Annotated in this window: 23 protein-coding genes; 15 read left to right on the top strand and 8 right to left on the bottom strand. The window is 47.3% G+C overall.

Translation table 11 applies throughout. The annotated features are described in order from the left end of the window. Positions 1 to 4: 4 nt before the first annotated feature. The 8 genes from QP775_RS16350 to QP775_RS16385 all read left to right on the top strand — a co-directional run bounded on the left by QP775_RS16350 (position 5) and on the right by QP775_RS16385 (position 8,660). Entirely contained in the window at positions 5 to 859 is an 855-nt protein-coding gene (locus tag QP775_RS16350; protein ID WP_239326495.1) for a carbohydrate ABC transporter permease, read from the top strand. A 52-nt stretch (positions 860 to 911) separates the two neighbouring features. Next, positions 912 to 2,054, top strand: coding sequence for an exo-beta-N-acetylmuramidase NamZ family protein (locus QP775_RS16355; RefSeq protein ID WP_285107605.1), 1,143 nt, complete (start codon positions 912 to 914; stop codon positions 2,052 to 2,054). 57 nt (positions 2,055 to 2,111) lie between these two features. Then, the gene (locus tag QP775_RS16360; protein ID WP_285107607.1) at positions 2,112 to 3,146 is read left to right on the top strand and encodes an N-acetylglucosamine kinase; all 1,035 of its coding nucleotides are present in this window, start codon (positions 2,112 to 2,114) and stop codon (positions 3,144 to 3,146) included. Between the two features lie 181 nt (positions 3,147 to 3,327). Continuing rightward, the gene (gene murQ / locus QP775_RS16365; RefSeq protein WP_285107609.1) at positions 3,328 to 4,230 is read left to right on the top strand and encodes an N-acetylmuramic acid 6-phosphate etherase; all 903 of its coding nucleotides are present in this window, start codon (positions 3,328 to 3,330) and stop codon (positions 4,228 to 4,230) included. A gap of 26 nt (positions 4,231 to 4,256) precedes the next feature. Then, positions 4,257 to 6,449, top strand: coding sequence for a metallophosphoesterase (locus tag QP775_RS16370; protein WP_285107611.1), 2,193 nt, complete (start codon positions 4,257 to 4,259; stop codon positions 6,447 to 6,449). A gap of 60 nt (positions 6,450 to 6,509) precedes the next feature. Beyond that, complete coding sequence (locus tag QP775_RS16375; protein WP_239326505.1) at positions 6,510 to 7,379, top strand: MurR/RpiR family transcriptional regulator; 870 nt, start codon at positions 6,510 to 6,512, stop codon at positions 7,377 to 7,379. A 328-nt stretch (positions 7,380 to 7,707) separates the two neighbouring features. Further along, the gene (locus tag QP775_RS16380; protein WP_239326507.1) at positions 7,708 to 8,166 is read left to right on the top strand and encodes a phage tail length tape measure family protein; all 459 of its coding nucleotides are present in this window, start codon (positions 7,708 to 7,710) and stop codon (positions 8,164 to 8,166) included. 53 nt (positions 8,167 to 8,219) lie between these two features. After that, positions 8,220 to 8,660 carry a YtxH domain-containing protein gene (locus QP775_RS16385; protein WP_239326509.1) on the top strand — a complete coding sequence of 147 codons (441 nt, stop codon included), beginning with the start codon at positions 8,220 to 8,222 and terminating at the stop codon, positions 8,658 to 8,660. A gap of 150 nt (positions 8,661 to 8,810) precedes the next feature. Here the strand turns inward: QP775_RS16385 and QP775_RS16390 are convergent, their stop codons facing one another. Further along, entirely contained in the window at positions 8,811 to 9,836 is a 1,026-nt protein-coding gene (locus tag QP775_RS16390; RefSeq protein ID WP_285107616.1) for a phosphodiester glycosidase family protein, read from the bottom strand. Between the two features lie 187 nt (positions 9,837 to 10,023). On the opposite strand from QP775_RS16390, the gene QP775_RS16395 reads away from it, so the two are divergent. After that, positions 10,024 to 10,305: a hypothetical protein gene (locus QP775_RS16395; protein ID WP_285107618.1), complete on the top strand. Its 282-nt coding sequence runs from the start codon at positions 10,024 to 10,026 to the stop codon at positions 10,303 to 10,305. A 349-nt stretch (positions 10,306 to 10,654) separates the two neighbouring features. After that, positions 10,655 to 11,464, top strand: a complete 810-nt coding sequence (gene racE, locus QP775_RS16400; RefSeq protein WP_285107966.1) for a glutamate racemase — start codon at positions 10,655 to 10,657, stop codon at positions 11,462 to 11,464. 168 nt (positions 11,465 to 11,632) lie between these two features. Here racE and QP775_RS16405 read toward each other — a convergent pair whose 3' ends face one another. Genes QP775_RS16405 through QP775_RS16420 form a run of 4 tightly spaced genes read right to left on the bottom strand, consistent with a single transcriptional unit; the run spans position 11,633 to position 17,334 of the window. Beyond that, positions 11,633 to 14,239, bottom strand: coding sequence for a glycosyltransferase (locus QP775_RS16405; protein ID WP_285107620.1), 2,607 nt, complete (start codon positions 14,237 to 14,239; stop codon positions 11,633 to 11,635). Continuing rightward, positions 14,236 to 14,787, bottom strand: coding sequence for a GNAT family N-acetyltransferase (locus QP775_RS16410; RefSeq protein ID WP_285107622.1), 552 nt, complete (start codon positions 14,785 to 14,787; stop codon positions 14,236 to 14,238). Before QP775_RS16410 ends, QP775_RS16405 begins: the two co-directional genes overlap by 4 nt. Before the next feature lie 18 nt (positions 14,788 to 14,805). After that, positions 14,806 to 15,942, bottom strand: a complete 1,137-nt coding sequence (locus tag QP775_RS16415) for a DegT/DnrJ/EryC1/StrS family aminotransferase (RefSeq protein ID WP_285107624.1) — start codon at positions 15,940 to 15,942, stop codon at positions 14,806 to 14,808. Positions 15,943 to 15,996: 54 nt separating this feature from the next. After that, positions 15,997 to 17,334, bottom strand: a complete 1,338-nt coding sequence (locus QP775_RS16420; RefSeq protein ID WP_285107626.1) for a YncE family protein — start codon at positions 17,332 to 17,334, stop codon at positions 15,997 to 15,999. A 185-nt stretch (positions 17,335 to 17,519) separates the two neighbouring features. Between QP775_RS16420 and QP775_RS16425 the strand changes: the two genes are divergently transcribed. From QP775_RS16425 to QP775_RS16445, 5 genes are all read left to right on the top strand, one after another. Beyond that, positions 17,520 to 18,785 (top strand): M14 family metallopeptidase, encoded by a 1,266-nt coding sequence (locus QP775_RS16425; RefSeq protein WP_239326521.1) that lies wholly within the window; start codon positions 17,520 to 17,522, stop codon positions 18,783 to 18,785. Positions 18,786 to 18,893: 108 nt separating this feature from the next. After that, complete coding sequence (locus QP775_RS16430) at positions 18,894 to 19,178, top strand: hypothetical protein (RefSeq protein WP_285107629.1); 285 nt, start codon at positions 18,894 to 18,896, stop codon at positions 19,176 to 19,178. A 95-nt stretch (positions 19,179 to 19,273) separates the two neighbouring features. Further along, on the top strand, positions 19,274 to 19,495 hold the full coding sequence (locus QP775_RS16435; RefSeq protein ID WP_028546298.1) for a YuzB family protein: 222 nt from the start codon (positions 19,274 to 19,276) through the stop codon (positions 19,493 to 19,495). Between the two features lie 101 nt (positions 19,496 to 19,596). Continuing rightward, complete coding sequence (locus tag QP775_RS16440) at positions 19,597 to 19,878, top strand: hypothetical protein (RefSeq protein WP_239326525.1); 282 nt, start codon at positions 19,597 to 19,599, stop codon at positions 19,876 to 19,878. A gap of 301 nt (positions 19,879 to 20,179) precedes the next feature. Then, positions 20,180 to 21,139 carry a sugar-binding transcriptional regulator gene (locus QP775_RS16445; RefSeq protein WP_239326527.1) on the top strand — a complete coding sequence of 320 codons (960 nt, stop codon included), beginning with the start codon at positions 20,180 to 20,182 and terminating at the stop codon, positions 21,137 to 21,139. A 105-nt stretch (positions 21,140 to 21,244) separates the two neighbouring features. Here the strand turns inward: QP775_RS16445 and QP775_RS16450 are convergent, their stop codons facing one another. From QP775_RS16450 to QP775_RS16460, 3 genes are read right to left on the bottom strand one after another with little or no spacing between them, the layout of a single operon-like run. Continuing rightward, positions 21,245 to 22,027, bottom strand: a complete 783-nt coding sequence (locus QP775_RS16450) for a Cof-type HAD-IIB family hydrolase (protein ID WP_285107632.1) — start codon at positions 22,025 to 22,027, stop codon at positions 21,245 to 21,247. 36 nt (positions 22,028 to 22,063) lie between these two features. Beyond that, positions 22,064 to 23,110, bottom strand: coding sequence for an ABC transporter ATP-binding protein (locus QP775_RS16455; protein WP_285107634.1), 1,047 nt, complete (start codon positions 23,108 to 23,110; stop codon positions 22,064 to 22,066). After that, positions 23,107 to 24,858, bottom strand: a complete 1,752-nt coding sequence (locus tag QP775_RS16460; RefSeq protein ID WP_285107637.1) for an ABC transporter permease — start codon at positions 24,856 to 24,858, stop codon at positions 23,107 to 23,109. The genes QP775_RS16455 and QP775_RS16460 overlap by 4 nt, the downstream gene beginning before the upstream one ends. Positions 24,859 to 24,865: the final 7 nt, after the last annotated feature.

Raw genomic sequence — 24,865 nt, forward strand, 5'->3', positions numbered from 1 at the left:
GCTAATGAAGACGAAACGATATGTTCATGGGGAGCTGTCCCTGATGCAGAAAGCTGTTATATACGGAGTACTGTTCTTGTTTATAGGATTATTTTTATTCCCAATCTTTTGGATGGCATCCACTTCGTTGAAGACGCTGGGGCAAGTGTTTCAACTGCCGATGGTATGGTTTCCAAGCTCGCCGCAATGGAGCAATTACGTCGAAGTGTTCCGTGTTTCGCCGTTTGGGACATATATGTGGAATACGATCTGGTATACGGGCATTACCGTATTTGCAACGGTGTTGACGTCTGCTTTTGTTGCCTTTGCCTTTGCGCGACTACGGGCCAGAGGCAGCAAGCTGATGTTCGGGCTTGTTCTTAGCACGATGATGCTGCCGCCCCAAGTAGTGATGATTCCACAATACTTGTTGTTTAATAAGTTAGGCTGGGTCGATTCATATTTGCCGCTTGTCGTCCCTGCGTTCACAGCCAGTGCGTTCCTGATCTTCCTGCTGCGCCAATTTTATATGGGGATATCCCATGAGTTGGATGAAGCGGTGAAGATTGACGGCGGCGGATACTTTACGATGTTTTTCCGTGTTATTTTACCCTTGTCATTGCCAGCACTCGCTACAGGTGCCATTTTGGAATTTATGTACCGCTGGAATGACCTAATGGGACCGTTGATTTATTTGAATAGTACGGAGCATTATCCACTGTCGCTTGGACTGGCGAACTTTACGGCTTCCTACGGCTCTACCCCTTGGCAATTGCTAATGGCAGCTTCCATTATTGCGGTGACACCACCGCTCTTGCTGTTCTTCTTTGCTCAGAAGCACTTTATTCGAGGTATTGTGATCTCAGGTTCGAAAGGCTAAGGAAAGCGTCAAGTTCCTGCTGCTGACGTCTTCCGAGGAGGGAAAAGGAGAAATGGGACTAAAATTAGGTGTAGAAGTATTCTTACAACAGTATGCCGAGCAGTATCGGGGAAAGCGGATCGGATTGGTAACGAATTTGACAGGAGTTAACCATAAGCTGATTCCAACGATTGATATATTCCATCAACATGAGCATCTTCACGTAACGGCTCTTTACGGGCCTGAACACGGTATCAGGGGAGATGCCAAGGAAGGAGAAGCGGTCAGCTCCTCAATCGATAAAGTGACTGGCTTGCCTGTGCATAGTTTGTACGGAGAGACACGCAAGCCCACCCCGGAAATGCTGCGCGATATCGATGTGATCCTTTTTGATCTTCAAGATATCGGTTCACGTTATTATACCTATATTTACACAATGGCCTACGTGATGGAGGCATGTGGGGAACTAGGCATTCCGTTTGTTGTGCTGGACCGTCCCAACCCGATCAACGGGATTACCCTGGAAGGGAATCTGGTTACGGAGGAGTGCAGATCGTTTGTGGGTTTATACCCGATCCCTGTTCGTCATGGATTGACGATTGGCGAATTGGCCCAATTGTTTGTGGATCAATTTGGCGTACGGTGCGAACTAACCGTGATCCCGATGCAGGGGTGGTCCAGACAGATGCATTTTGACGAGACAGGGTTATTGTGGGTTCCGCCCTCTCCGAATGCCAGCGGGATTGACATGGCCTTGCTTTATCCAGGAACGTGTCTAATTGAGGGGACAAACCTGTCCGAAGGACGTGGGACTGCCAAGCCGTTTGAGGTGGTGGGAGCACCTTTCATGGACGGTTACAGCTTGGCGAGAATACTTAATGAACGGCAGATGCCGGGTGTCATTGCCCGCCCAGTATCATTTGTACCCAACTATCAGAAATACAACGGGGAGCGGTGCGAGGGTGTTCAACTTCATGTGACGGATCGCAAAGTCCTTCGTGCATTTTCTGTTGGATTGCAGCTTCTGGAAACGATTGCGGCGATGTATCCAGAGTCGTTCCAATACAAGGAAGCTGAGCATTTTGATCAATTGGCGGGCGATAGGAAGCTAAAGAAACATATTCAACAGGGAACAGCTGTCGCTTATGCGGACCGTTATGAATCGGATTTATACAGATTCAGTAAAGAGTCAAATTCATATCTATTATATAGCTAGCGCTTGAGGAGTCTGCTGGTTTTCGTTGATGCGCTAATGAAGAGGGGGAACCATGCCATGGGCATTGTAGCGATTGACGGAGGCGGGACAAAGACGCTTGGTGTGCTTGTGCGGTCAGATGGCACTTTACTGTCTGCCGTGCAACGAGGGCCATCGAATATGAATGGCGACCATATTCGTGCGTTTCAGGCTTTGACAGATGTTGTGAGTTGTCTTTGCGGCGTGGCTATTCAGTGCGGTGAAAAGATTGAGGTAATATTTGCAGGCTTGGCTGGTATTGAGCAAGGGGATAACCGACAGCAAGTGAAAACTCATCTCCAACAGTTATGTCAACAGAGCCCGTTGATGAAAGAAACCCTTATTGAAGTGGATAACGATGCGGTTACTGCCTTGTACTCCGGCACGTTAGGGGAACCGGGCATCGTACAGATTGCTGGGACCGGCTCGATTACTTATGGTGTACATGCAAATGGAACGAGAGAGCGAGTAGGGGGCTGGGGATACATCATCGGTGATGCAGGCAGTGGTTATGCGATTGGCAGTGCAGGGTTAACTGCTGTTTTTCGGGCTTGGGATGGTCTTGACGCGCCTACTGTGATCACCCCTATCCTGCAAGAATCGTATTCCCTACAAACGATAACAGAGCTGATTCCGATGATCTATACGCAAAATGGCCGTCAACAAGTAGCAGCGGTGGCCCCTTTTGTGCTGAGAGCCGCTGATTTAGGTGATGAAGCAGCGCTGCGGATCGTTATGGAAGCCGCGCAGGAAATGGGGCAGGCGATCACAGCGCTGTATAGAAAATTGTATGGCGGCCTCCCATCCGTGTTAAGCGAGTCGAGCGAAACGAGCGAAAAGAGCAAGAGAATACAAGTTGTATTGACCGGTGGTGTATTCCAGCGAGCGGATCTACTGCTGCCTACAATCGAGAATGTATGCTGTGCTGCGGGGATGCAAGCGCAATTTACATTACCTGATCACCCACCTGTAGCAGGAGCCGTGTTTGCCGGATTACGTCGCTTAAATATTCCACTTCCTTCGCAATTGTGTGCGCAGATAAGTCAGCAACTGGCAGCAATGAAGGTACAGTGAGTCTAATGAATAGAAGCACATTGTGAATGCCGTAAGCAGTAAAGCTGCCAGCACAGCAGGACTATGCTGAACCAGCGTCAGCGGAACATGGATGCAGTGGTTGTATGAGAACGAATTAAGGGAAGTGTGAGGACTGTGCAGTGACAGGCTCAGAAATATACAACGGATAGGTTGTGAGGATATGGATACGAACATTTCGGCTTTATTAACGGAACAGCGCAATCCACGTACGATGACTATCGACCAGATGAGTACGCATGATATCGTCAACGTGATTCATCAAGAAGATCGTTCAGTTATGGAGGCGGTCTATCGTGTGCTACCTCGTGTGGAAGAAGCAGTAGATTTTGTGTATGCATCTCTTAAAAATGGAGGCCGCTTATTCTACGTGGGTGCTGGCACAAGCGGTCGCTTAGGCTTTGTGGATGCCGCGGAATGCCCCCCGACATACAGCACACCGCCGGAATTGATTCAGGCCGTGATAGCAGGCGGCAGCGGCGCGGTATTTGCAGCGGTAGAAGGGGCAGAGGATAATGAGGCGCAAGGGGCTGCTGACTTATCGGAGCGCGGCTTAAGCGCAGCGGATGTTGTTATTGGCATCGCAGCCAGCGGCCGAACACCATATGTGATTGGAGCTATGCAATACGCGCAAGGTATAGGCGCATCTACGGTATCGCTGACGTGTAACGACGGTTCGGCTATTAGCCGTTTTGCAGACATTAAGATTGAGGTGCTGGTAGGACCTGAAGTCGTAACGGGATCGACGCGGATGAAGGCGGCCACCGCTCATAAAATGATACTGAATACAATCTCGACCTCTGTCATGATTAGGTTGGGAAAAGTATATGAGAATTTGATGGTAGATCTGAACGCCAGCAACTACAAGCTGCAGGAACGCGCCCGCGGCATTGTAATGAACATTACGGAAGTAGATTATGAGACAGCGGCATCCACGCTTGCTGTAGCAGATCAGGAAGTTAAAACCGCAATCGTCATGCTGGAGGCTGGACTCAGCGCCAAGGAAGCAAGAGAAAGGCTGGAGCTCACGGGTGGGTTGGTACGTCAAGCGATTCATCTAACTTAATTGATCCGACGGGCAGGTGAAGTGTCATGATCCGTATCGTAGATCCACTCCATTCAACAACAGAGCTGCAATGTTACGGCATTCGTATGGAACGAGTGACGATGGAGGCTGTTGACATGCCGCGCCCCGGGCAATGGAGCCATTCCTCTCATCACCAGGCCGTTCGGCTTCATTATGATTGCCGAAGCCGAGCAGGAACTTCGGCTGCTTACTTGGCGCCTATTGATGTACAGCGGTGGCAGATGAATAGCTGTGCGTCCGCTATCGGCTGCTGGATTCATGCCGAGCCATGCGGTCACTGGCTGCGAATCGCAATAGTAAACGGAGACGGCACAGAGAGGTCTCTTGACCTTACATCACCAAAAGGTATGAATTGGCACGGCTGGAGATGCGTTACTGCTGACCTTCCTTTCGCTTTAGAGGAACCGGCGTACGTGCGTCATATTTATATCGTTGAGACAGATATGGCAGATAAAAACGTCGGCTATGTGGACATTCGCGATCTTTTTACTATCTCAGGTCACGAAAGTGAGGACTTGCGGGGGCCTGAATGGTCAGATTATGATCCGAAGCCGGGTACGACGGTATACGCGAGTGCACTCGTTGTGTCGCTGCGAGTATTAGACCATCAATCAGGCGTACAACCGGAATCGATTGAGATGAGGATAAATAATCAATGGCTGGACCATCACTATGATGGAGTAACAGGCTTGGTTCATGCCCCAGTTGCTGCACTTGTGTCAGGAGAATACCATATCCTCGTCCAAGCTCATGATTGCGCGGGCAATCCTGCTAATCCACCTGCTGAGTGGGCGTTTACGGTAGAACTGGGCCCAGATCAGAAGGCACCGATCATGCGAGTTATGATGCCGCTGGACGGAACGGTGACTCGTTCTTTGAGACCGCGAATAGCTCTCAGAATTGAGGATAGTCATTCAGGGGTAGATGAAAATTCAATCAGAATAGAATTAAACGGATGTTTGGTCATCCACCGTTATCAAGATGACACCGCTTGTTATACGCCTAGTGAGACTTTAAATGCTGAAAGTGAATATTTTGTAAAGGTAGAGGCTTCTGATCTGGCGGGAAATAGAAGCGAGCTGACATGGACATTCCAGACTGGGGCGGTGATTCCTCAGCCATCGTCTGATAAAGCGTTTGAAATAACGATTATCGGAGATGGTGGGTATTTGAATTCTGCCCTGCAGGTCAATGTGTGTGACCTGCAGCTTCAGGCACATATTGCCCGAATTCAGAATGAGTCTTCGGAGCTGCTATTGTATACGGGGGATATTGTAGAGTGTGATACGCTAGACAACTACAAGCTGGCGGTACAACGGATGGAGAATTTCCGATTGCCGTATGTAATGACGATTGGCAATCATGAAATTGCAGGCACGAATCAGCGTACCCATTATCAGCAGGCGTTTGGGGAAACAAACTTTGTGTTAGACTATGCGAATCTTACGATCATTGGTGTAGATACCGCAGCTGGACATATTAGCGCTTCCGACCGTTCTCAATGGTCTTGGCTTGCCGATATGATGGATCAGGCTGCTGGGCAGCATATCGTAATTCTGATGCATACCCCTCCTGATGAGTCGGATGCATGTGGATATGATCACCAAACAGGACATGGCTTTATGGATGAAGGTGAGGCTCAACGGTTGTATGCACTACTTGCCCAAGCTAAAGTACAGCGAGCAGTTGGAGAGATGCTGGTCCTTTGCGGAGATTTTCATGCCTATATGTATAAGAAAGTGGACAATGTTCATTATCTCATTACTGGTGGTGGAGGCAAGCAGACGCATGTCCCACCAGAAAGCGGAGGATTTTATCATTATATCCAGCTTTGTGTGGACGAAGAGCGTGTATGCTGGAAAGTAGTTCCCTTGTTAGAGCGTATCCGTTGCGATTATGCTAGTACTACCCTTATCATAAAGCGTGGGCAAACTGTACAAGTAACGGCTACAGGGGAGTTCGTGACTCAAGGTTTAATGGCTATGGCAATGCCCATCATGCCGCCGCTGCATTACACATGGAGTTCATCGAACTTGCAGGTCGTCAGGGTGACAGCTTCTGGATTCGTTATTGGAGTCCGTGAAGGCCGAGCAGTTGCAACATTGTCCTGTGGAGGATGTACGCTGTGTATAGACATCAAGGTGATTAGCGATGATGATTGCGATACGGGGCACAGGGTGCACACAAATAAAGAATAGAGATAAACGCTTACATATTATGGAGTCAATAGAGGGCAACAGTCCAAAGGAGGAATCCCTATGTACGTATCGCCGACTAAGGGCGGCTTGGTTATGCTGTCTGATATGCTGTCCAAGCTGCCTCCTTCGGAGAAGAAGATCGCGCAGTATATTCTCGAATACCCGCAGGAGGCAGTCTCGTTAACCGCTTCTGAGCTAGGGGAAAGATGCAGTGCCAGCAGTGCGGCTGTCATTCGCCTATGCAAATCACTTAAGCTCAAAGGCTTTCAGGAATTGAAGCTCCGCATTGTGGGTGATATTAATAAGTCAGAGCACGAAGGCTATCGGGATATCAAACCAAACGAGAGCGTGGATGCTGTGTTGGAGAAGATGACAACAAACAGTATCCAGGCCTTAAGGGAAACGTCGGAGATTGTTAATCTTGCTGATATGGCAAAAGTAGTAGATGTATTAATTCACGCGCGCCATATTCATTTCTTCGGTGTAGGGGCCTCCTCTATTATTGCGTTGGATGCGCAGCAAAAGTTTCTGCGGATTAACAAGCCGGCGACGGCGTTTACGGATGTGCATGTGGTAGCCATGAATATCGCTAACATGACATCGGAAGATGTTGTGTTCGGCATTTCCTACTCTGGAGAAACGTCTGAAGTATATGATATTTTACAGCTTGCAAATCAGAAGGGGAGCCATACCGTAAGTCTGACTCACTACGGCAACTCGCTAATTGCATCAGAGGCGCAGCTTAATTTATTTATATCCGCCACAAAGGAAGCAACCTTCCGCAGTGCGGCTACGTCTTCTCGGCTTGCCCAACTGCATATTATTGACGTCCTCTTTATGTGCGTTGCCTCTCATCAATATGACAAGACCGTTCAGTATTTGGATCAGACAAGAGAAGCTATTCGCTTTATTAAAGAACAACGTTCGTAATGATGTGGACATAGATTGATTAAGGATCATGGATACTAGTCGGAAGGCTGGCAACTGAATACACGATTACTGGATACCTCTTCTTTGGCTGCCCTCGGAAATTTAATTTCCACAACCAGTGAAGGGGTATTTGACGTTTTAGGATTATGCAGGATTAAGGTTATATAGTGACGTTTTATAGTGACAATATGACATGAATACAACAGGATAAGTCAAGCGTGTGAAAATTAAACCAAGCCCTGGTGTGTCAAGACGAGCCCATACTTCTTATACTGTGATTACGACATGGGCATTCGTCCTGGTCGATGCTGAATCCGGGAGGCATATCATGGTGGAATGGAGCGTTGCTGTAGCCACAGGGGCCTGGCTTGTGCTCTGCTTTGCAGCAGTAATTGCCATATGGCGTGGGCTATCTCTCGTAAGACAGGCGAGCCAGTCTTTAAGTTTGTTAAATACGCAGTCTACCCAACTTGTTCAGCAATTGAGCGACCTGACCCGCCGGGGAGACCAAGCGTTGAAGAAAGCGGAAGAAGCGGCAGAGCAATTAGCAGAGTGGAGAGAAACGATTGGACGGACCCGTAATATGGTTGAGGGGTGGAACAGCCGTCTAGCGCGTTGGTCTGAACGCACAGAATCGGCGGTTGAAGCCGCACACCAGGCTAACGAGCGTCGAATTCAAGATACGCTGCAATGGGCGGACTTGGCCTACACATTCTGGTCTGATATCCAGACTCGCCGTCAACGCTCAACATCACATGCCACCCCTGATAAGGATCGACTGGATTAAATGAATCTACTAGGCAATAACAGGGCGAAGGCTATGCATAAGGAGGAAACACGATGGCACAATCAAACCGTAAATTTTGGATAGGCTTGTTGGTAGGCAGCGTCGTCGGAACGGTTTCGGCATTGCTGCTGGCACCAAAGGCGGGACGAGAGCTTCGTCATGATCTTGCCGAGGGTGCAAAGCAAGCAAACGAGAAGTCACAGCAGCTAGCAAAACAAGTGAGTGACAAGACGAGTGAATGGGTAGAAGCTGCCAAGGAGAAAACATCCGACTGGAAGCATGCACTTCAGGAGCGTTTTAGCAGCCACGAGGAAAAGGCACTGGTTTCTTCGATTGTAAACGAGCAAGCGGATGGCATCGATATCGAGGTGCAAGCGGAGATCGCCATGTCTGAGCAGACGAGCGACACTTGCCTAGCATCGGATAAAAAAGAGGCCATCGCAGTGGTCAGCGACAATACATCTGTAAAGCAAAAAGCTCAACTTATCAAATAGTGCGTACAGCCATCGGGATAGGCACAAGAAAGTCCCTATCTTCAGGAGCATGAGTTGTCGTGCTCCATAAAGATAGGGACTTGTTCTAACGCTAATATACAGTTAAAGCTATACCTTAAAGGTTACGATAGTTCCTTGTTGGCTGATACATTAGGACTGACGTTTCCACGTGCTCGGATCAATCTTGGTTGGATCAAGACCTTCCCATATATTTTTTATGATGGCTTTTTCTGGTTGGTCAAATACAAGGAAGGCGGTTGGCAGCAGCCGTTCACCATATTGGCTGGCAGGCGAGTTTACTAGCTTGCCTCCCTCTCCGACCAGCACGGTCGAAGATCCACCATCCAGATTGGCGGCAATGACAGCCCCGTTTTCCAACATCAATTGTTGGCAGTCATATAAGTTAGCGCCAATGCTATGTGTCTGTCTTCCGTCTATAACGAGAAATAATACCGTTCCGTCTTCTTTCTGCCCGATTACAGTACGAGGAGCAATTCCCCAGCCATCGGCGGCATTTTTGATTAACCCTTTGCCGTTCACTATGATTCTAGGTTGGAAGCTGACCGCTTCTTTTACCCCGAGCTCTTCCATCTGACCGACTGTATAATTGCCTGCAACCATCTTGCCCTCTTTATCGAAGCCAACGATTTGGGTGCGCTTATTTTTGCCGATCCCGTTATAGAACAGCTTGCCATCTGCATAAACGATGCCGATCGGCTGAAATCCATTACCTTTCCAATTCGGATCGGCAAACCCGCCCCCGTTAATGCCAAAGAGGGCTCCGGTCCGTTTGACCATATTGGATACTTTTTCTCCCATGCCCATCTCATTAGTGACGGCAACCCGAATGGATTTAGGGTCCCGTATCGTAAGCAAGTATCCACTATATCCTTGACCACTAATTTCCTTTAGCTCGGTAAGAGGCTTGTCATTTTTAGGTTGTTCGGGTGTTTTGATAAGATTTGTGTTCGCTTGTTCGTCTCCCATTTGTTCAAATCGATTATTGTATTGCTGGATTCTTCGATTCATCTCTTCTTCCCCAATAATAAACTTGGCCCAATGACGATGCCGAGTCGTCAGCAGTGTATCGGCAATCATAAACCGGAACTGTTCGCCTGAAGGCGTGAACAGCAGCCAACCTGCCCCAAATGTGATACATAACATGAAAATAGCCATCCAAATACGGATAATTTTCCATATCGCACGTTTACGTGCGCCCTTGCTCTTCTTTTTCTTCTCTTTCTGATTTTCTGGCGGAACGGTCTCGGCAACCCTGTTCCTTCTTGAAGATCTGTCGTTTCTTCGTTGTCTGCTTCTTCCAGGTGATGGTGAACTTGGCGTTGTCAGCCTGCTGGAAGAACCGTTGGCGGACGCATTATATCTGCGCCCTCCCGCCGCAGGTCTAGTGGTTGAATCAACTACAGAACCTCTATCTACAGTTCTTGTAACTGCACTTGCAGATGTGCTTGATCTTGCAGGTCTATTGTCAGGGCTACCGGCAGAGCTTCTTCTCGAAGGTCTGAATTCCGGGCTAGACGGTGTATATCTACTTGACGTCTCCGCAGCAGCACGCACTTGTGTGGGTTCGGGTAGAGTGTGCTTTACCCTTCGTGGCGGGAGCTGTCTAGAAGATGTCGGCTTCTGAGTATAATTTGTATTTCGCATGGTAGTTCCTCTCGTCCTATAAGCTTGCTCATCTTATGGCACCTATTTGCGTTCGTTTATTCTCTCTCTGGATTTGAAAATGAAAGCACCCGTTTCAGCTTATCTTTCAATAATAACGCGCGAATCGATAAAAAGTTGCTGGCAGGTTACGGAATCTAACTTTCACTCCCCTTTCGGAGGAGCGCCACCCATACTTGAACCTTGTCTATATATCAGTTAGAATCGAGGTACGTTTTATCCACGCTGTACATATGGTATTACGTACGGAATACGTCATAACGAGTGTGATCCGAGTCAGTCAAACAAGAGATGAAGGAAGCGGTGTTTTCGTGCAACAAGCTATAGCAATGCTTGATTCAGGAGTCGGAGGCTTGACGGTTGTTAAAGAGGTCATGCGCCAGCTCCCTAGAGAGAAAATTATATATTTTGGCGATACAGCTCGCTCTCCTTATGGACCTCGTTCATCGGAAGAAGTAAGACTGTTTACCCGTCAAATTGTAGATTATTTGATCCAGTACCAACCCAAAATGATCGTAATTGCTTGTAATACGGCAGCAGCAGTTGCCTTGGAAGACATACGTCAGCATGTATCAGTACCTGTGGTTGGTGTCATTCACCCAGGGGCCAGGGCAGCCATATCAGCTACCAAATCTGGATATATCGGTGTAATCGGGACAGATGTAACAGTGAAAAGTGGTGCTTATGTGCAAGCACTTAGACGGCTTTCCCCGCATGTAGAGGTAATCTCGCAATCCTGTCCTCAATTTGTACCGCTTGTGGAAAAAGGTATGTACCGATCGGAAGAAACATGGAGTGTCGTTCGGGAGTCGTTGGACGCTGTTCGAGCTACGCCAATTGATACATTAGTACTGGGCTGTACACATTATCCTTTCCTGACGGAGCCGATTCAGGAAGTGATGGGGTCCGGTGTTGAGTTAATTAACTCAGCCGAAGAGACGGCTCGTGAAGTAAGTACCATTTTACAAGATAAGAACCAGCTTGCGGAGAAAGATGATATGCCAGTTCATCAATTTTTTTGCAGCGGTGATCAAGAAATGTTTCAACGTATTGCGAAGGAGTGGCTGGGAGATCAGATCCAAGACATTCCATGTATTTGGCAAGTGCCTCATATTTATTAATTCACAAGTTTATAGCATTACTGCGAAGGGCTGTATTCTTTGTCTGAACAGACAGATGAAATACAGCCCTTTCGACAGTTTGATTCATACTTGAAAAATGGGGCAGATGTAAGCAAGTTAACTAAGTTAACCAAGTTTACATCTTGAGCATGGATGTTAACTACATAACTAGCTATCATTAAAGGAACGTAGTATTGCCCAAGCTAGCATCGTATCGGAAACGACGGCCCGCAGCTCTACTTCAGTTAATTGCTCTATAACGTTTAGATGCTGCTCGATGTCGTCCCAGTGAGATATAAGCAGCTGCGGTTGCTGGGATGCGGCAGTAGATTCGTGCTGCAATTGCAGAAGCAGGGTGATCAAATGGTTGGATTCGGAATCGGCATGCATTTGGATACAGGCTGCAATTTGTGTAAATGCTGGCACGGGGGAATCTGCTGCGTTAGTTTCTGAAAGGGTCTTTAGCTGGTCCAATTGTTCTGCGGCTAGATGAATAATACGATGATCTTTGCAGTACGACACTAATGCTTCTGGATTATCAAGCAGGCTTCCCGTTAAGATAAGCGGCTCAATCGCGTAAGCGCGCAGCGCGGTCACAAATGAGGTTAAGGCATACTGCTGTTCAAAAGGCTCGTTCCACAACAAGACAATGCAAGGTTTGCCATCTGCAGCACGCTGATCACGAAAGCGATGATGGAGAATCGCGGCTTCGGCCACGGCTGCTACCCGAATTCGCTCCTTCTCCGTAGAAAAAGAACGGTATACATCTTCTTGGGCAGACTGCCATATCCGCTCCCTTGCTTCAACAGGCATTTGAATAAGGGTGTCTATGCCTTCGTACCAATCCTGCACTGTATTTGCAACTTTCCATCCCGTGACCTGATGTGTAATAGAACGATAAGGCAAGGCGTCCGAATAAATGCCTATCGTTCCTGCCGCTGTATATTCTAAATATTTAATCGGACATTTCCCAGATTTGGCGCGGGTTGAATCATCAAGAGGTGCAACCCCGAGGTCAATGTCAATGTTCATAAGCCGATTTAAATATTCGTAATAACTGTACGTAAAAGGCACGTAGCTGACAGGTGATGACAGGGTAGGGAACGTATGCGGGTTCATACCCCAGAATACAAATTCAATCTGTTCTCCGTATTTTTGTGACAGGCGCTGAAAAGCTTCCCACAGCTGCGCGAATTCTTCGGTTCTTGAATTTCCTCCCGTGTATCCTATCCGGAATGGCCGCATGCCATTATTTCTGACAAACGGACGCTTTAGGTAACTCCCCGGTATGTTGGTGCTCAGCGTCAGCACCCGGGGGTTGTGGGGTCGTATGCTGTCAGCGGTAATATCCGAATAGGCTACACAGATATCCGCTTCCTGCAAATGAATCAATAGCTGATTATAATAGTTTTCTCCTGGTGCCAGGTAATGAAATTCAGGACTTACTTGATACAAGTGTAAAAAATCATCGTCCATTAAATAAATGACGGGCTTGCCTATTTGTTGTGCCGCATAATGCTGCAAGACGGAGAAGTCGTAACAAGCCCGATGGAGCACAACGAGATCGGAATCTTTCATATATGAAGTGTCTATCTGATGAAGCGGCACATAAAAGGATTGGAAGAGTGGATTATCAATGCGATTAAAATGCTGGAACGTTATATCGACAGAAGGATCGTAATGCATTTTACTGACTACAAGGGAACGTTTACGCTTCAATGATCTACCGCTCTGCATGGGGGTGTCCGAATATGGAGGCTGCAGATCGGTTGAACTCGCCTTCCAGAGACACGTATTCGCGTGATCGTTGTCATCGTTCCGGGTGAATAAGACGTGCCCTGTAGATATACGTGCTGCATGTTGTAGTTGTGCCAGAGCTGCACTGGAGTGCGCGGTTTGTGTGTTCCATAACTGGATATGCTCCTGCTCCATTCGGTTCTTACAAGTGAGGGACACAGCATCTGCCCACGGTGACAAATTATCAACCTCGGTATGAAGCCAATTGTGGGGCAGCAGCACCTTCTCCCGATTCAAGCCGTTAAAGATACGATAAGCTAGCAGATCATACGGAGCGATCTCACCGATCGCGTTATCCTGTCCGATCGATACTTGGCTCACGATGACATCCACATCATAGAACGGGACAAGCTGGGACCAGCGCTGCCATAACATCCAGTCGCAAACCCGTCGCATGACAACATGTGTATCATACATGCCATACTGCTCGAAGCATTCCCTGGAGTGGAGTACGCTGTTGTTAGCAATGAAATTAGCATCCATAAGTCGACTAGAGCCTGCTGCGAAGTTACTCCCGATGATCCGGCTGTCAGGTGGAAAGGCTTGTGCCTTACCATATACGAGTGCTGGAGAGTGTACTTTTCGGATTTGTTTTAGAAGGATATCTAGCAGCTTTGGCTTCCAAACATCATCGTCAAATTGATAAGCGATATAAGGGGCTCTGGCCAGTATTAGCCCCTCGTTAACCCGGATGGCAGGCAGTCCGGAATTGTAAGCATGCCGCACATGAATGATACGATGATCAATTCTTTGCAGCTCACGAATGGTGTCCAAGCTGCCGTCACGGGAGCCGTCATCTATGATGATCAGCTCCCAGTTGGCAAAGGTTTGTGCGCGCACGCTGTTGATGGCGCGGCTTAATAAGCCGGACTGATTGCGACAATAAGTTGGCATAATGATACTTACTTCGGGCGCTTCAATTAAACGATGCGGGTATATAATGTGCTGGTCACGCATAAATAATGAAGCATCGGTCATGAACCCCGCCCCTCCCTGTGCCTTTTCGACGCAAAGCACACCATACGAATGAGGGCGGAGGAGCCTTGTGCGACGGGATGGCGATAGGATGAATCGTGTACATATCCACAGTTCATGTAAATGCGAATAGCCCGTGTGTTGGTTACTTTCACAAACAGCTCAATAGATTGAAGTCCGAGCGTATTTAAGCCAAATTGAGTCACGGCTTTGACAATTTCTTCACCGTATGACTGACCTTGTGATTCGGAATCCCCTATGAGCACCCGACCGAATTCAGCTCTGCGTTTATAAGGATTGATACGATAGAGTGCAGCCGTGCCGATCGGCTTCTCTTTATCCAGTCTGACGGCAATAAACATCATATCACTATCATTGGTGCGGTAACGTTCGTACCAATTAAAATGTTGTTCAGGTTCAATGACGTGGTCGTCTTGAAACCAGATCCGGATATGCTCTTGATTACGCCAAGAGCGGACCTGATCCAGGTCATGCTCGGTTAAAGGGCGAAGCAGCAGTCGCGGACTCAGAATCCGGTATGAATGATCCATCTTCAATGCGCTCCTTCCCTATAGGTTGCTAACGTACTGTTTGATGACACTCGCGATGGTTTGTACATCTGCATAGGTCATCCGCAGATGCAGCGGCAGCGAGATAATACGGTCCGACATCGTTTCCGCTGTCGGGCATTGACCTCGTGCATGTCGGTACATGCGATAAGCCGTGTTTATACGATAATGCACGCCTGGAAAAATACCATTTTCGTTCAACAAGGCTAGAAGTTCATTACGCGCCGGGGCGCTAATCATAAACAAGTGTCGGCTGCTGTCGCAATCTGGTGCTACTGGTATAAAAGGAATGATAGACTTCACGTCAGCCAATGCCTGCTCATACCAGGTACACAATTGTTTGCGGTACGCGTTATCCTGATCGAGATAACGGAGCTGTACCAGACCGATTGCCGCCATAATTGAATTGCCATGATATTTGTAGCCGACATGTTCAACGTCATACAACCATCTGTATTGGCCCTCAGCATTCGTGCGGGTGTATGTGTCTTTATTAATACCAAGCCAAGACAGCTTACGTACTAGGTGATCCTGTGCCTCTTCATGAAAGCACACCATACCGCCATCGGCGGTAGGTAAATTTTTAACCGCCTGAAACGAATACACGACGGCATCCGCTTCTTTCCCAGGTATGCACCCGTGCAAACGAGTCCCTGCCATATGGGCCGCATCCAAAATTAGAGCTAGACCATACTGCTCGCACAGCTTTACGATTCGTTCGTATTGCCCTGTGTTTCCACTCATGCCTACAAATAAGACGGCCCGGGTCCTTGGCGTTATTCGCCGCACCATATCATCTGGGTCCAAGCATAAGTAAGAATCAACATCCGCAAACACGGGTTTTAAAGCATGATAGCGTATTGTATGATTCGTCGAAACAAAGGTAAGTGGTGTCGTAATGATTTCATCGCCTTTTTTCCATCCCTTAGTCATTTTGAGCACTTCTATTGCCAAAGACAGCCCAGCGGTAGCTGAATGAAGGAAATGTGCGTGTTTGAAGCCGGTATATTCCTTCCAACGTTCCTCAAACTCAACCGTTTTATAACCTAGTCCCGTCCATCCTTTTTCCAAACAATCGCGAATCTCGGCGAGACATTCATCGACGCGATAGGTAGGGACGAACAATGGAATGTTCATTGTAATCACTTCCGTTCTATCATATTCAAGCCGTTCGAATGAAGCTGCCCTGATTTACCATATGAAGTTGGAAAAAGAAATGCTTTTTGGCTGGAAGCCAGTTGGAATAGGCACCGGCAGCAGTGAATTGGTGGAGCGATCCAGTATACTTACCGTACTGCCAGAGGACCAGTTGTTCACAATATATACTTCACTGCCGTCAGGAGTGACTGCAAGAGCTTCCGGGGGTCCCCCTGTCATTGTCACATTACGATAAAGGGCAGGCTTTGCAGGACTGTGCACATTCAGGCTCACCAGATCCGAACTGTTAGCTGAGGCTACATACAATGCGGCATCATCGGGAGACAGGGCAATTCGATAAGGGATTAATCCGGAAGCAGAAGGAATACCAAGTAAAGGGATAGGCGTCAGCATCGTATTGGTAAAACCGTCAATGACCTGAATTTCTCCTGGCAATCCTTGCGCTGCGACATAGATGTACTTGCCATTAGAGCTTGCAGCAAGGTGGACAGGCGCACTTGCATTTGGAACTCCAGGCAGCAGTGGAATGGTAGTGATCACCGTATTTGTAATCGTATTAATGACGGAGATCGTGCCATCATCTTTATTGGCGACGTATAGTCTTTCGGTGGACGGAACAAATTGCAGAGCTACAGCATTATCTCCCACCGTAATAGGGGAACCTGGACGCTGCGTATTGGTTGTGATGTCAAATACAGTTACATAGCTGTTGGGCGAATCGTTGTTTAACGCAAAAACGCGGATCGCATACGGCTCATCCGTGTCGATCGCAATGCTTTCCTTCCCAATCGGCAGCAAACCTAGTTGGCGTGTATCCGTTAAGATGAGGGAATCATTTAAACTATTGCTGTTGGCTGTAAATGCATAAATGCTGAAATAAGGCAGTGCTACATCGACAGGCATCGAGCTGAGGGGCAGCTGAATCAGGCCGCCTACTTGTTGTTTAGTTACTTGATCAATGACTAGCAGCGTGTCATCTCCGCTATTTACGATGTAGGCGTATTTTGGCATGGAGCTGATGAGTGGGATCGGAATGGAGCCAACTGGCTGACTAAGGGCATTGTTAAAGGTAATTACGCTACGTAGCAGCTCAGCTTCATTATTATTGGCGCTGACTTTTACACCAAAAAAGGCGGTAGCAGTTGGCACGTTTTTAATTAAATAAGTGGAGGCTCCATTTCCAAATGGGCTTAACGTTATGATTTGTGAACCATAAATGGAAGGTGTTTGTGCTCCAGCAGTGTTGTTAAATGCATAAAAGCGGACTACACAGGTCACCGTCAAGTTGGACAGGTTGGTTAAGGTTACATCGACGGAAGCAACACCGTTGTTTGGTCGATTATCATGAGGACCGTATTCGTAAACAAACATTGTTGGAATCTCCTCCTTCTTGTAGCTGAATTTCTCTATCACCACTATATGAATCAGGCGCAGCTTCTACTTGGACCATAATACTAGAGTGATAGAAAGAGGCGCTGTTCATCGGGTATTGATGCTGAGAATTGCTGCATATAAATAGTTGTAAAAGGATGCATATAAGGAGAGGAGAGAGCAATGTGAGTAATGGGGCTATACCGTATACGATTCAAAGAGGGGATACCTACCTGCGCATTTGCTTGCGTTACGGTATCCACCTTCCAGCTTTATTGGCCATAAATCCACATATTCGAGTGGAAGAGTACGCTATTCCGGGTCAACTCATTTACATTCCACAGCGGCCAACCAACATTTACGTGGTACAGCAAGAAGAAAGCTTCTATGAGATTGCGTCTCGCTTTCGAGTCCCCGCACAATGGCTGGCCAATGCGAATCCAACCGTGAATCCCCGCAGATTGAATGGGGGGCAAAGCATCGTTATACCGTACTGGACAGATGAGCGAGACGTTCGCACACAAGCGGAATATGGACCGAATCAATTGGCTGATGATATACAACGATTGCTGCAGCGTTATCCTTTTATAGCAAGTGAACAGATTGGGACGAGCGTAATGGGAAAGCCAATCTTTGCTTTAGGTATAGGTACAGGACCCTTTCGTGTGCAGGCCAATGGAGCGGTGCATGCTAATGAATGGATAACCTCAGCACTGCTGATGCAATTTGTAGAGGATTACGCAATGCATTATGAGAGGTGTGCCTTATGGCAAGGATGGGATCCGCATGGTGCATACAATAGAACGGCACTATGGGTTGTACCGATGGTTAATCCAGACGGAGTGGAGCTTGTTCAGGAGGGGGTTACATATCAGCACCCTTATGGTACACAACTGGCCGATTGGAACGTCTATGGTAAACAATATTCGCTATGGAAAGCGAACATTAGGGGGGTTGATCTAAATGATCAATTTCCAGCGTATTGGGACGAGGAAAAAGAGCGGAGGCAAGTAGATGGACCATCGCCCATGAATTACAGCGGGGACTCACCACTTTGTGAACCGGAGGCGGAGGCGCTTGCTCAATTTACGCTGCGGGAGCCATTTGAGCTTGCGTTATCGTTTCACTCGCAGGGTCAAGAAATCTATTGGAACTATCGGGACTTTGAGCCTGATGTTTCAGAGGCGTGGGCTAGAACATTTGAATTGGCCAGCGGATATCGTGCAGTGAAGCTGTCCGGCAGTGATGCCGGTTTTAAGGATTGGTTTATTCAGACTTTCCGTAAGCCTGGTTTTACAGTGGAGATTGGTATGGGCGTTAATCCGCTGCCATTAAATCAATTTGAAAGGTTATATGTTGAAGTAAGCTCCATTATGCGGGCAGCACTAAACGGAATGCCCGCTCAAGAATCGAGGGTTTCCGCAGGCAAAGAGTCTGAGTTATTAGGGTGAAAATTTGCCCGTAAGGTAGGTTCACGCGTAGAAGTCCAGGGATCTATTAGCTGTATGTGACAAATGAAATGGCATACACTATGCTAAGAGCATAAGGAGGTGTGTGTCATGTCAGCAAATCGACTTAACCAACCGTCATCATCGCGGCCACCTAAGCGTACGTGGGGTAGACTATGGTTTCTATTCCGTTCTGCCCCTGCACTGCTTGGCTCACGTTATGTACCGTTTAAGCTTAAGTTTTTCTTTGTAGGAGCTGTGTTCTTGTACTGGATTATGCCCGACTTGATGCCATTTATGCCGATTGATGACATTGTGTTTACGATGGTGCTGATCCCTTGGTTTTCTAAGCAAGCCAAGAAATATGAGCCTCCAAATGCCAGCCCTGGCAGGTGAAAGTGAGGGATATGGTTGCTTAACCTTTAGAGTTCCCTTACAATAGTATTGCTCGTAAGGTTGAACATAATGGGGATAAATCGGAGTGACATAAGATGAGTAACGATATACGTATTTGTGATAAATGCCGCCATATTAAGATGAAATCCTTTCTTCCAAAAGTGAAAAAGCTAGACCCTGAAGCAGAGATTAAGATTGGCTGCAAGTCCTACTGCGGTCACTGCACGAAGCGTGTGTTTATTTATGTGAATGGCCGTTATATTACAGCGCCAACGGAAGATGAGGCGATCGAGAAAGCGAAGCCATTTATCAAATAGAGGGAACGGATGCATAATTGCAGTATCGGCATCGCATCCTAACAAGGATGTTGAACAGCTTATATCTTGAGCAGCTGTTTATACCGAGGAGGTAAAGGACGATGTCGAAGTACGATTCAAGCTTACAGTCGCAGAATCCAATTTCTCAGGCGCAAAATGCAGTGGAGACAGCACACCACGCCATATCGCAAGCAATGTCACATCCGTCTGATCAGTCTGTAGTTCAGGCTGAGCATGCTTTAGAGCGGGCAGATCGTGCTGTGACTCAAGCGGGAGATAGTGTGAATCAGCAGGCGGTAGAATTCGCGGAGGAATTGCTTGGAGAAGAGCATGGACGACTGCAATCATTGCTTGAGAGCGAGCAGTGGAAGAATCATAAGTAATTCAGATGAGACGGTGGTTTATCCGTAGGAATATCCCCTTAAGGTATACAGTGAAGAATTGAGTTCATAGCGGCATGAATTCGACACTGTTGATCCAAAGGGGATATTTTTCATGCAACGGAAGGGTGATCATTTATGTCTCCATCTCATAATGTTACGCGGGTTGAGTGGTTATTCTGCTGCTGGTGTAAGCATTTCCGCGCACCAACAGTTTTACGATTTCTTAACTTGACCTTCATCTATATGCAACATATATTTATTACAAATGTATGGAATAAGAACAAATGTTAGGCGGATGTTCATGTTAAATGCAGATGAACGAAAATTGATCGTGAAAATATGCAAGCTGTATTACTTCGAATCGATGACTCAAGAGAAAATAGCTGTAAAATTCGGAATATCGAGACCTGCTGTCTCCAAGCTGCTGCAAAAGGCACGTGATGAGGCGATTGTTGAAATTCTCATTCACGATGATACGCTCGAAACTAGTGATTTGGAAAATGAAATCGAGACAGCGTTTGATCTGAAGCAGGTGCTGGTTGTGCCAACAAGAGATCTGAATCAAGACCTAGTATACAGCACAGTAGGCAAGGCAGCGGCTAACTTTGTATTACGAACGATGAAACAAGTCGATCGTATCGGAGTATCGTGGGGGACGACGCTGTACCATATTGTGAAGGAGTTTCCTTTTGAGAAAAGGGAGGGGCTAAAGGTTGTCCCACTGGTTGGAGGAATGGGGAATGATAATACAGAGATTCATGCCAACCAAATTGCGTATGAGCTGTCCAAAAAACTGGGCGGCAAATGTGAATCACTCTACGCGCCTGCCGTCGTAGAAACAGAAGACCTCCGAAATAAACTCATCGAGCTTCCCCATATTGCTGCTGTGCTGGAAGAAGGTCAACAAATCGACATAGCTTTGGTCGGTATCGGCAATCCATTTGCTTGTTCAACGATGGAACAGATCGGCTATTTGAATCAAGAGGTGCTGCAGGAGTTGAAGTCGTTAAATGCAGTAGCCGATATTAATTCCCGCTTTATTAACCAAGAAGGTCATCTTTGTGCTCATCCGATCCATAATAAGGTCATTGGTATGGAGTTGGAGCAGTTAAGAGCGGTAAGTCTGGTCATAGGCATTGCAATGGGGATACATAAAGTCGACAGTATATTGGCTGCTCTGAAAGGGAAGTATGTACATGTGCTCATTACCGACGAATTGACGGCAGCAGAGCTTGTTGGCCGCTTGAAGGAGACACGGTGACCACTGCTATGCGAGGAGAACTTCTAACATCTAAAAGCCCTATGATCGTCATACCTTTGTTCGAAGTAAAGGTTCGTTCATAGGGGGTTTGCTTGTTTTATGTCATTATTGCAGCAAGCCTACAAGCTTTAATCCGTGGGCAATCCCATCTTGGCTTACGTCTTTTGTAATGTAACGAGCTGCATCCTTTACGGAATCAGGCGAATTGCCCATAGCTACACTGTGTCCAACATAACAAAACATTTCCAAGTCATTTAAATTGTCGCCGAAGGCATACACATCCTCCTTGGCAAAGCCGAGGTGTTCAATATATCGTTTGATCCCCTGAGCCTTTGAACCGCCAGACGGCAGTACATCCATAGCAGCCGGATGCCAACGGACAAACTCCAGCTGCGGAAAACGCTGCCTGTACTCTAATTCCTCTTCTTCGGTACAAAATAGCATCGACTGATAAATATGGCGTTCCTTATAGTATTCTGGATCATATGCAGGATGCTTGTATTGCAATGAACCGATTCCTGCTTCGATACGAGCGTGGAAAGGGGTGCTGCTTCGCATCGCTTCATGATCCAAGTATACAAGTGGATGACCGGTCTGCAAGGTATGCGCTGATAAGGAGCGCAGCACATCCGACGGAATAGGATGCTGATAGATTACTTTGTTATCCAGCATCACGTATTGGCCGTTGAAACAAACAAAGGAGTGAATGTCGAGCTCATCTTGTAATGCTTTCAGCATAAAGGGAGAGCGGCCAGTAGCAAAGGCGACTTCATGTCCAGCATCTTTCAAGGCAAGGACAGCTTCCTTGGCGGAAGCGGGCAATTGTTTGTGATGATCAAGCAGCGTTCCATCAATATCAAAAAAAATCATACGTTTTGTCGTTGTCATGTACACACCCCTTGATGCGATTGTAGTTAAAGCTTGTTATGTGAGTTCGTCTAATAATAAGTTGAGCGATACTGTCGTATGCAGTTGAAATTGCTGGGGGGAGAAAATTTCCCACAAGCCGTCCTCGGTCTGGATATGATAATGAAATTCTTTTCCTTGAAACTGCACATTGGTCACCTCTCCTAGAATCCCTGGTACATGAGAAGCATTCAGATGGAATTGATCTGGTCGGACGGGATACAATCCGCACGTCTTGAAGTAATCTGCAACCTGGTTTCCATGCCATTGAATCATTCTATCCGTATGCAGTGGTGTAAACTGATCGTGGTGCCAGCTTCCATGCACAAGGTTGGCCTTGGATACAAATTGGGCGACAAATTCCGTCTGCGGACGCAAATAAATATCCTGCGGAGTTCCAACCTGTTCAATCTGTCCGTCCTTCATGACGATAATGCGATCCGCCATGGCCAATGCTTCTCCCTGATCGTGTGTCACATATACGATAGCTGTTCCCGTTTGACGGTGAATGGACTGTATCTCCTTGCGCATGTCCATACGAAGCATTGCATCCAGACTGCTTAGCGGCTCGTCCATCAACAGCAGAGACGGCTCGGCAGCAATCGCCCTTGCAATGGCTACGCGCTGCTTCTGGCCGCCAGACAATTCATGGGGCATACGGGCACTGTGTTGGGACAAACCAACCATTTGCAGCACACTGGTAATACGTTCTTGCTCTTTCTCCCGGATAGCGGCAGGTGTTTCCTTATGATGGCGAATCGGGAAGCGGACGTGTTCTGTAACATTCATGTGCGGCCATAAGGCGAACGCCTGAAACACCATGCCGATTCGACGTTTTTCTGGAGGCAGACTGAAGCTTGCGCTTGCAACCAGCGTCTGGTTCATGTGGATTTCTCCAGTAGTTGGCTGCTCGAACCCCGCCAACATACGCAGCAGGGTTGTTTTTCCGCAGCCGGAAGGACCCAGAATAGCAACAAACTCACCGTTGGCGATGTTGAGATTCAACGTATTAAGTGCTTGGAAATTCCCAAATCTCTTGCTGACTTCGACGATTTGAATACTCATTGTGGCTGAACTCCTTTTTTGGATTGAAGCTTTTGTATGAAATGCAAGATGGCCATACCTGCAACAATAACGATCACGATTAAGCTGGACAAAGCGGTAGAATACAGCGTGCTGCCGGCCTGCTCAAAGCTGAAGATGGTAACCCCGATTGTTTGTGAGCCTGTTGACCATAACAGTGCGGACACGGTAAGTTCCGTCAGTGCCGTCAAAAATACTAGGAATGCTCCGCTAAGTAGTGCTGGCAGCAGCAAAGGCAGCAGGATAGAAATCCACTTACGCCACATACCCGCCCCGAAAATATGTGCTGCCTCTTCCATCGAAGCGTCAATTTGAGTAAATGCTGTGATGCCGGCTCGTACTTGTAGAATAAGAAATCGACATACATATGCAATAAATAATATACGAATGGAGCCATAAATACCGGGATTCCAGCCAGGAATCGGTTCCATCCAGGTCAAGATCATACATAATCCGAACACGATGCCAGGCAGCGTGTAAGGGAGTGCAACCGCCAGTTCTGCAGACTTCGTCATCCAAGAAGGCTTTCTTACCCGAACGTAGGCAAGCAGCGATCCAAGAAGCAGACAGATGATCGTAGTTGACACAGCAAGAAGGAGGCTGTTCTGAATCGATTCCCATACTTTTGGATTGTCGAACAAAATGAATTCATAATTAGATAATGTTAGATTAGCCGCTTGGAACGGCAATCCGTACGCTTTTTTTAATGAAATTGCGATCATGGATAGTAACGGAACAATCGTGATCGCAGTTAAGAACGTCCAGATGCCAGCTGAAACCCATCTCCGGTGCTTGCCTAGTGAATAGCGCGGACTGTGATCGATGACAACCGTGTCGACAGCTCTAATTTTACGGACGGAAAGCCATTGCAGGAGTGTGCCTATAATAGCGAATATCCCCAAAAGGACAGATAAAGCTGCTCCACGGGCAAATGCTGACGGACCAAACCCGATAATTTCCTCGTATATCAGTGTGCTTAAGACAGATATATGGGCTGGAATACCAAGAAAAGCAGGTATGCCGAAGTTGTCCAGCGACGCCAGAAAGACGAGTAATCCTCCTGCAGTCAGTCCGGGCAATGCTAAAGGAAGAGTGACAAGACAGAACGTTTTCCATCTGCCAGCTCCACTGGCGCGTGTAGCCCATTCCAAATCACGTGGAATTTTTTTGAGTACATCCACAGTTAACAAGTAAACGAGGGGGAAATGGTGAATCCCCATTACAAAAATAATGCCGCCATAGCTATACATACTCCAAGGTGTAGCATCGGTATGAAATAGACGCAGAAACTGAGCTGCCAGTCCTTGGCTGCCCATAAAGGAGGACCAAGACAGTGTAAGCACGTATGATGGCAAAATAAAGGACAGCAGCATCGCCATATGCAGTGCTTTTTTATGTTTCAGGTCGGTATAAGCCATTAACCAGGCAGCGGTCACACCTAAGGCAATCGATACGATGGAGGAGCCAACAACAATAATTAAAGTATCAATCAACGTGTTCCACAGTCGATCCTGACGCAGCATTTCAGTATAGTGCTGTAATGAGAATCCTTCAGTACCTTGTACACTCAAATAAACCAGTTTGCCTATTGGCAGTACGAAGAATAAAAACAATAAGATCAGCAGCAGCAACAAAGTCGTTCGTTTTGCAAGCAGCCCCGGCAGGGAGGGAAGAGACCATTTACCCCCGTGTTCTCCCTTAGCCGCATAAATTTTTTTCGAATCCATCATGATGTAT

The organism is Paenibacillus sp. UMB4589-SE434 (assembly GCF_030226685.1).
Classification (GTDB): domain Bacteria; phylum Bacillota; class Bacilli; order Paenibacillales; family Paenibacillaceae; genus Paenibacillus_B.

Bases quoted from the DNA above. Each gene is read 5' to 3' on its own strand.
- QP775_RS16350 (WP_239326495.1), top strand. From the start codon at position 5: ATGAAGACGAAACGATATGTTCATGGGGAGCTGTCCCTGATGCAGAAA.
- QP775_RS16355 (WP_285107605.1), top strand. From the start codon at position 912: ATGGGACTAAAATTAGGTGTAGAAGTATTCTTACAACAGTATGCCGAG.
- QP775_RS16360 (WP_285107607.1), top strand. From the start codon at position 2,112: ATGGGCATTGTAGCGATTGACGGAGGCGGGACAAAGACGCTTGGTGTG.
- murQ (WP_285107609.1), top strand. From the start codon at position 3,328: ATGGATACGAACATTTCGGCTTTATTAACGGAACAGCGCAATCCACGT.
- QP775_RS16370 (WP_285107611.1), top strand. From the start codon at position 4,257: ATGATCCGTATCGTAGATCCACTCCATTCAACAACAGAGCTGCAATGT.
- QP775_RS16375 (WP_239326505.1), top strand. From the start codon at position 6,510: ATGTACGTATCGCCGACTAAGGGCGGCTTGGTTATGCTGTCTGATATG.
- QP775_RS16380 (WP_239326507.1), top strand. From the start codon at position 7,708: ATGGTGGAATGGAGCGTTGCTGTAGCCACAGGGGCCTGGCTTGTGCTC.
- QP775_RS16385 (WP_239326509.1), top strand. From the start codon at position 8,220: ATGGCACAATCAAACCGTAAATTTTGGATAGGCTTGTTGGTAGGCAGC.
- QP775_RS16390 (WP_285107616.1), bottom strand. From the start codon at position 9,836: ATGGCTATTTTCATGTTATGTATCACATTTGGGGCAGGTTGGCTGCTG.
- QP775_RS16405 (WP_285107620.1), bottom strand. From the start codon at position 14,239: ATGACCGATGCTTCATTATTTATGCGTGACCAGCACATTATATACCCG.
- QP775_RS16410 (WP_285107622.1), bottom strand. From the start codon at position 14,787: ATGGATCATTCATACCGGATTCTGAGTCCGCGACTGCTGCTTCGCCCT.
- QP775_RS16415 (WP_285107624.1), bottom strand. From the start codon at position 15,942: ATGAACATTCCATTGTTCGTCCCTACCTATCGCGTCGATGAATGTCTC.
- QP775_RS16420 (WP_285107626.1), bottom strand. From the start codon at position 17,334: ATGTTTGTTTACGAATACGGTCCTCATGATAATCGACCAAACAACGGT.
- QP775_RS16430 (WP_285107629.1), top strand. From the start codon at position 18,894: ATGTCAGCAAATCGACTTAACCAACCGTCATCATCGCGGCCACCTAAG.
- QP775_RS16435 (WP_028546298.1), top strand. From the start codon at position 19,274: ATGAGTAACGATATACGTATTTGTGATAAATGCCGCCATATTAAGATG.
- QP775_RS16440 (WP_239326525.1), top strand. From the start codon at position 19,597: ATGTCGAAGTACGATTCAAGCTTACAGTCGCAGAATCCAATTTCTCAG.
- QP775_RS16445 (WP_239326527.1), top strand. From the start codon at position 20,180: ATGTTAAATGCAGATGAACGAAAATTGATCGTGAAAATATGCAAGCTG.
- QP775_RS16450 (WP_285107632.1), bottom strand. From the start codon at position 22,027: ATGACAACGACAAAACGTATGATTTTTTTTGATATTGATGGAACGCTG.
- QP775_RS16455 (WP_285107634.1), bottom strand. From the start codon at position 23,110: ATGAGTATTCAAATCGTCGAAGTCAGCAAGAGATTTGGGAATTTCCAA.
- QP775_RS16460 (WP_285107637.1), bottom strand. From the start codon at position 24,858: ATGATGGATTCGAAAAAAATTTATGCGGCTAAGGGAGAACACGGGGGT.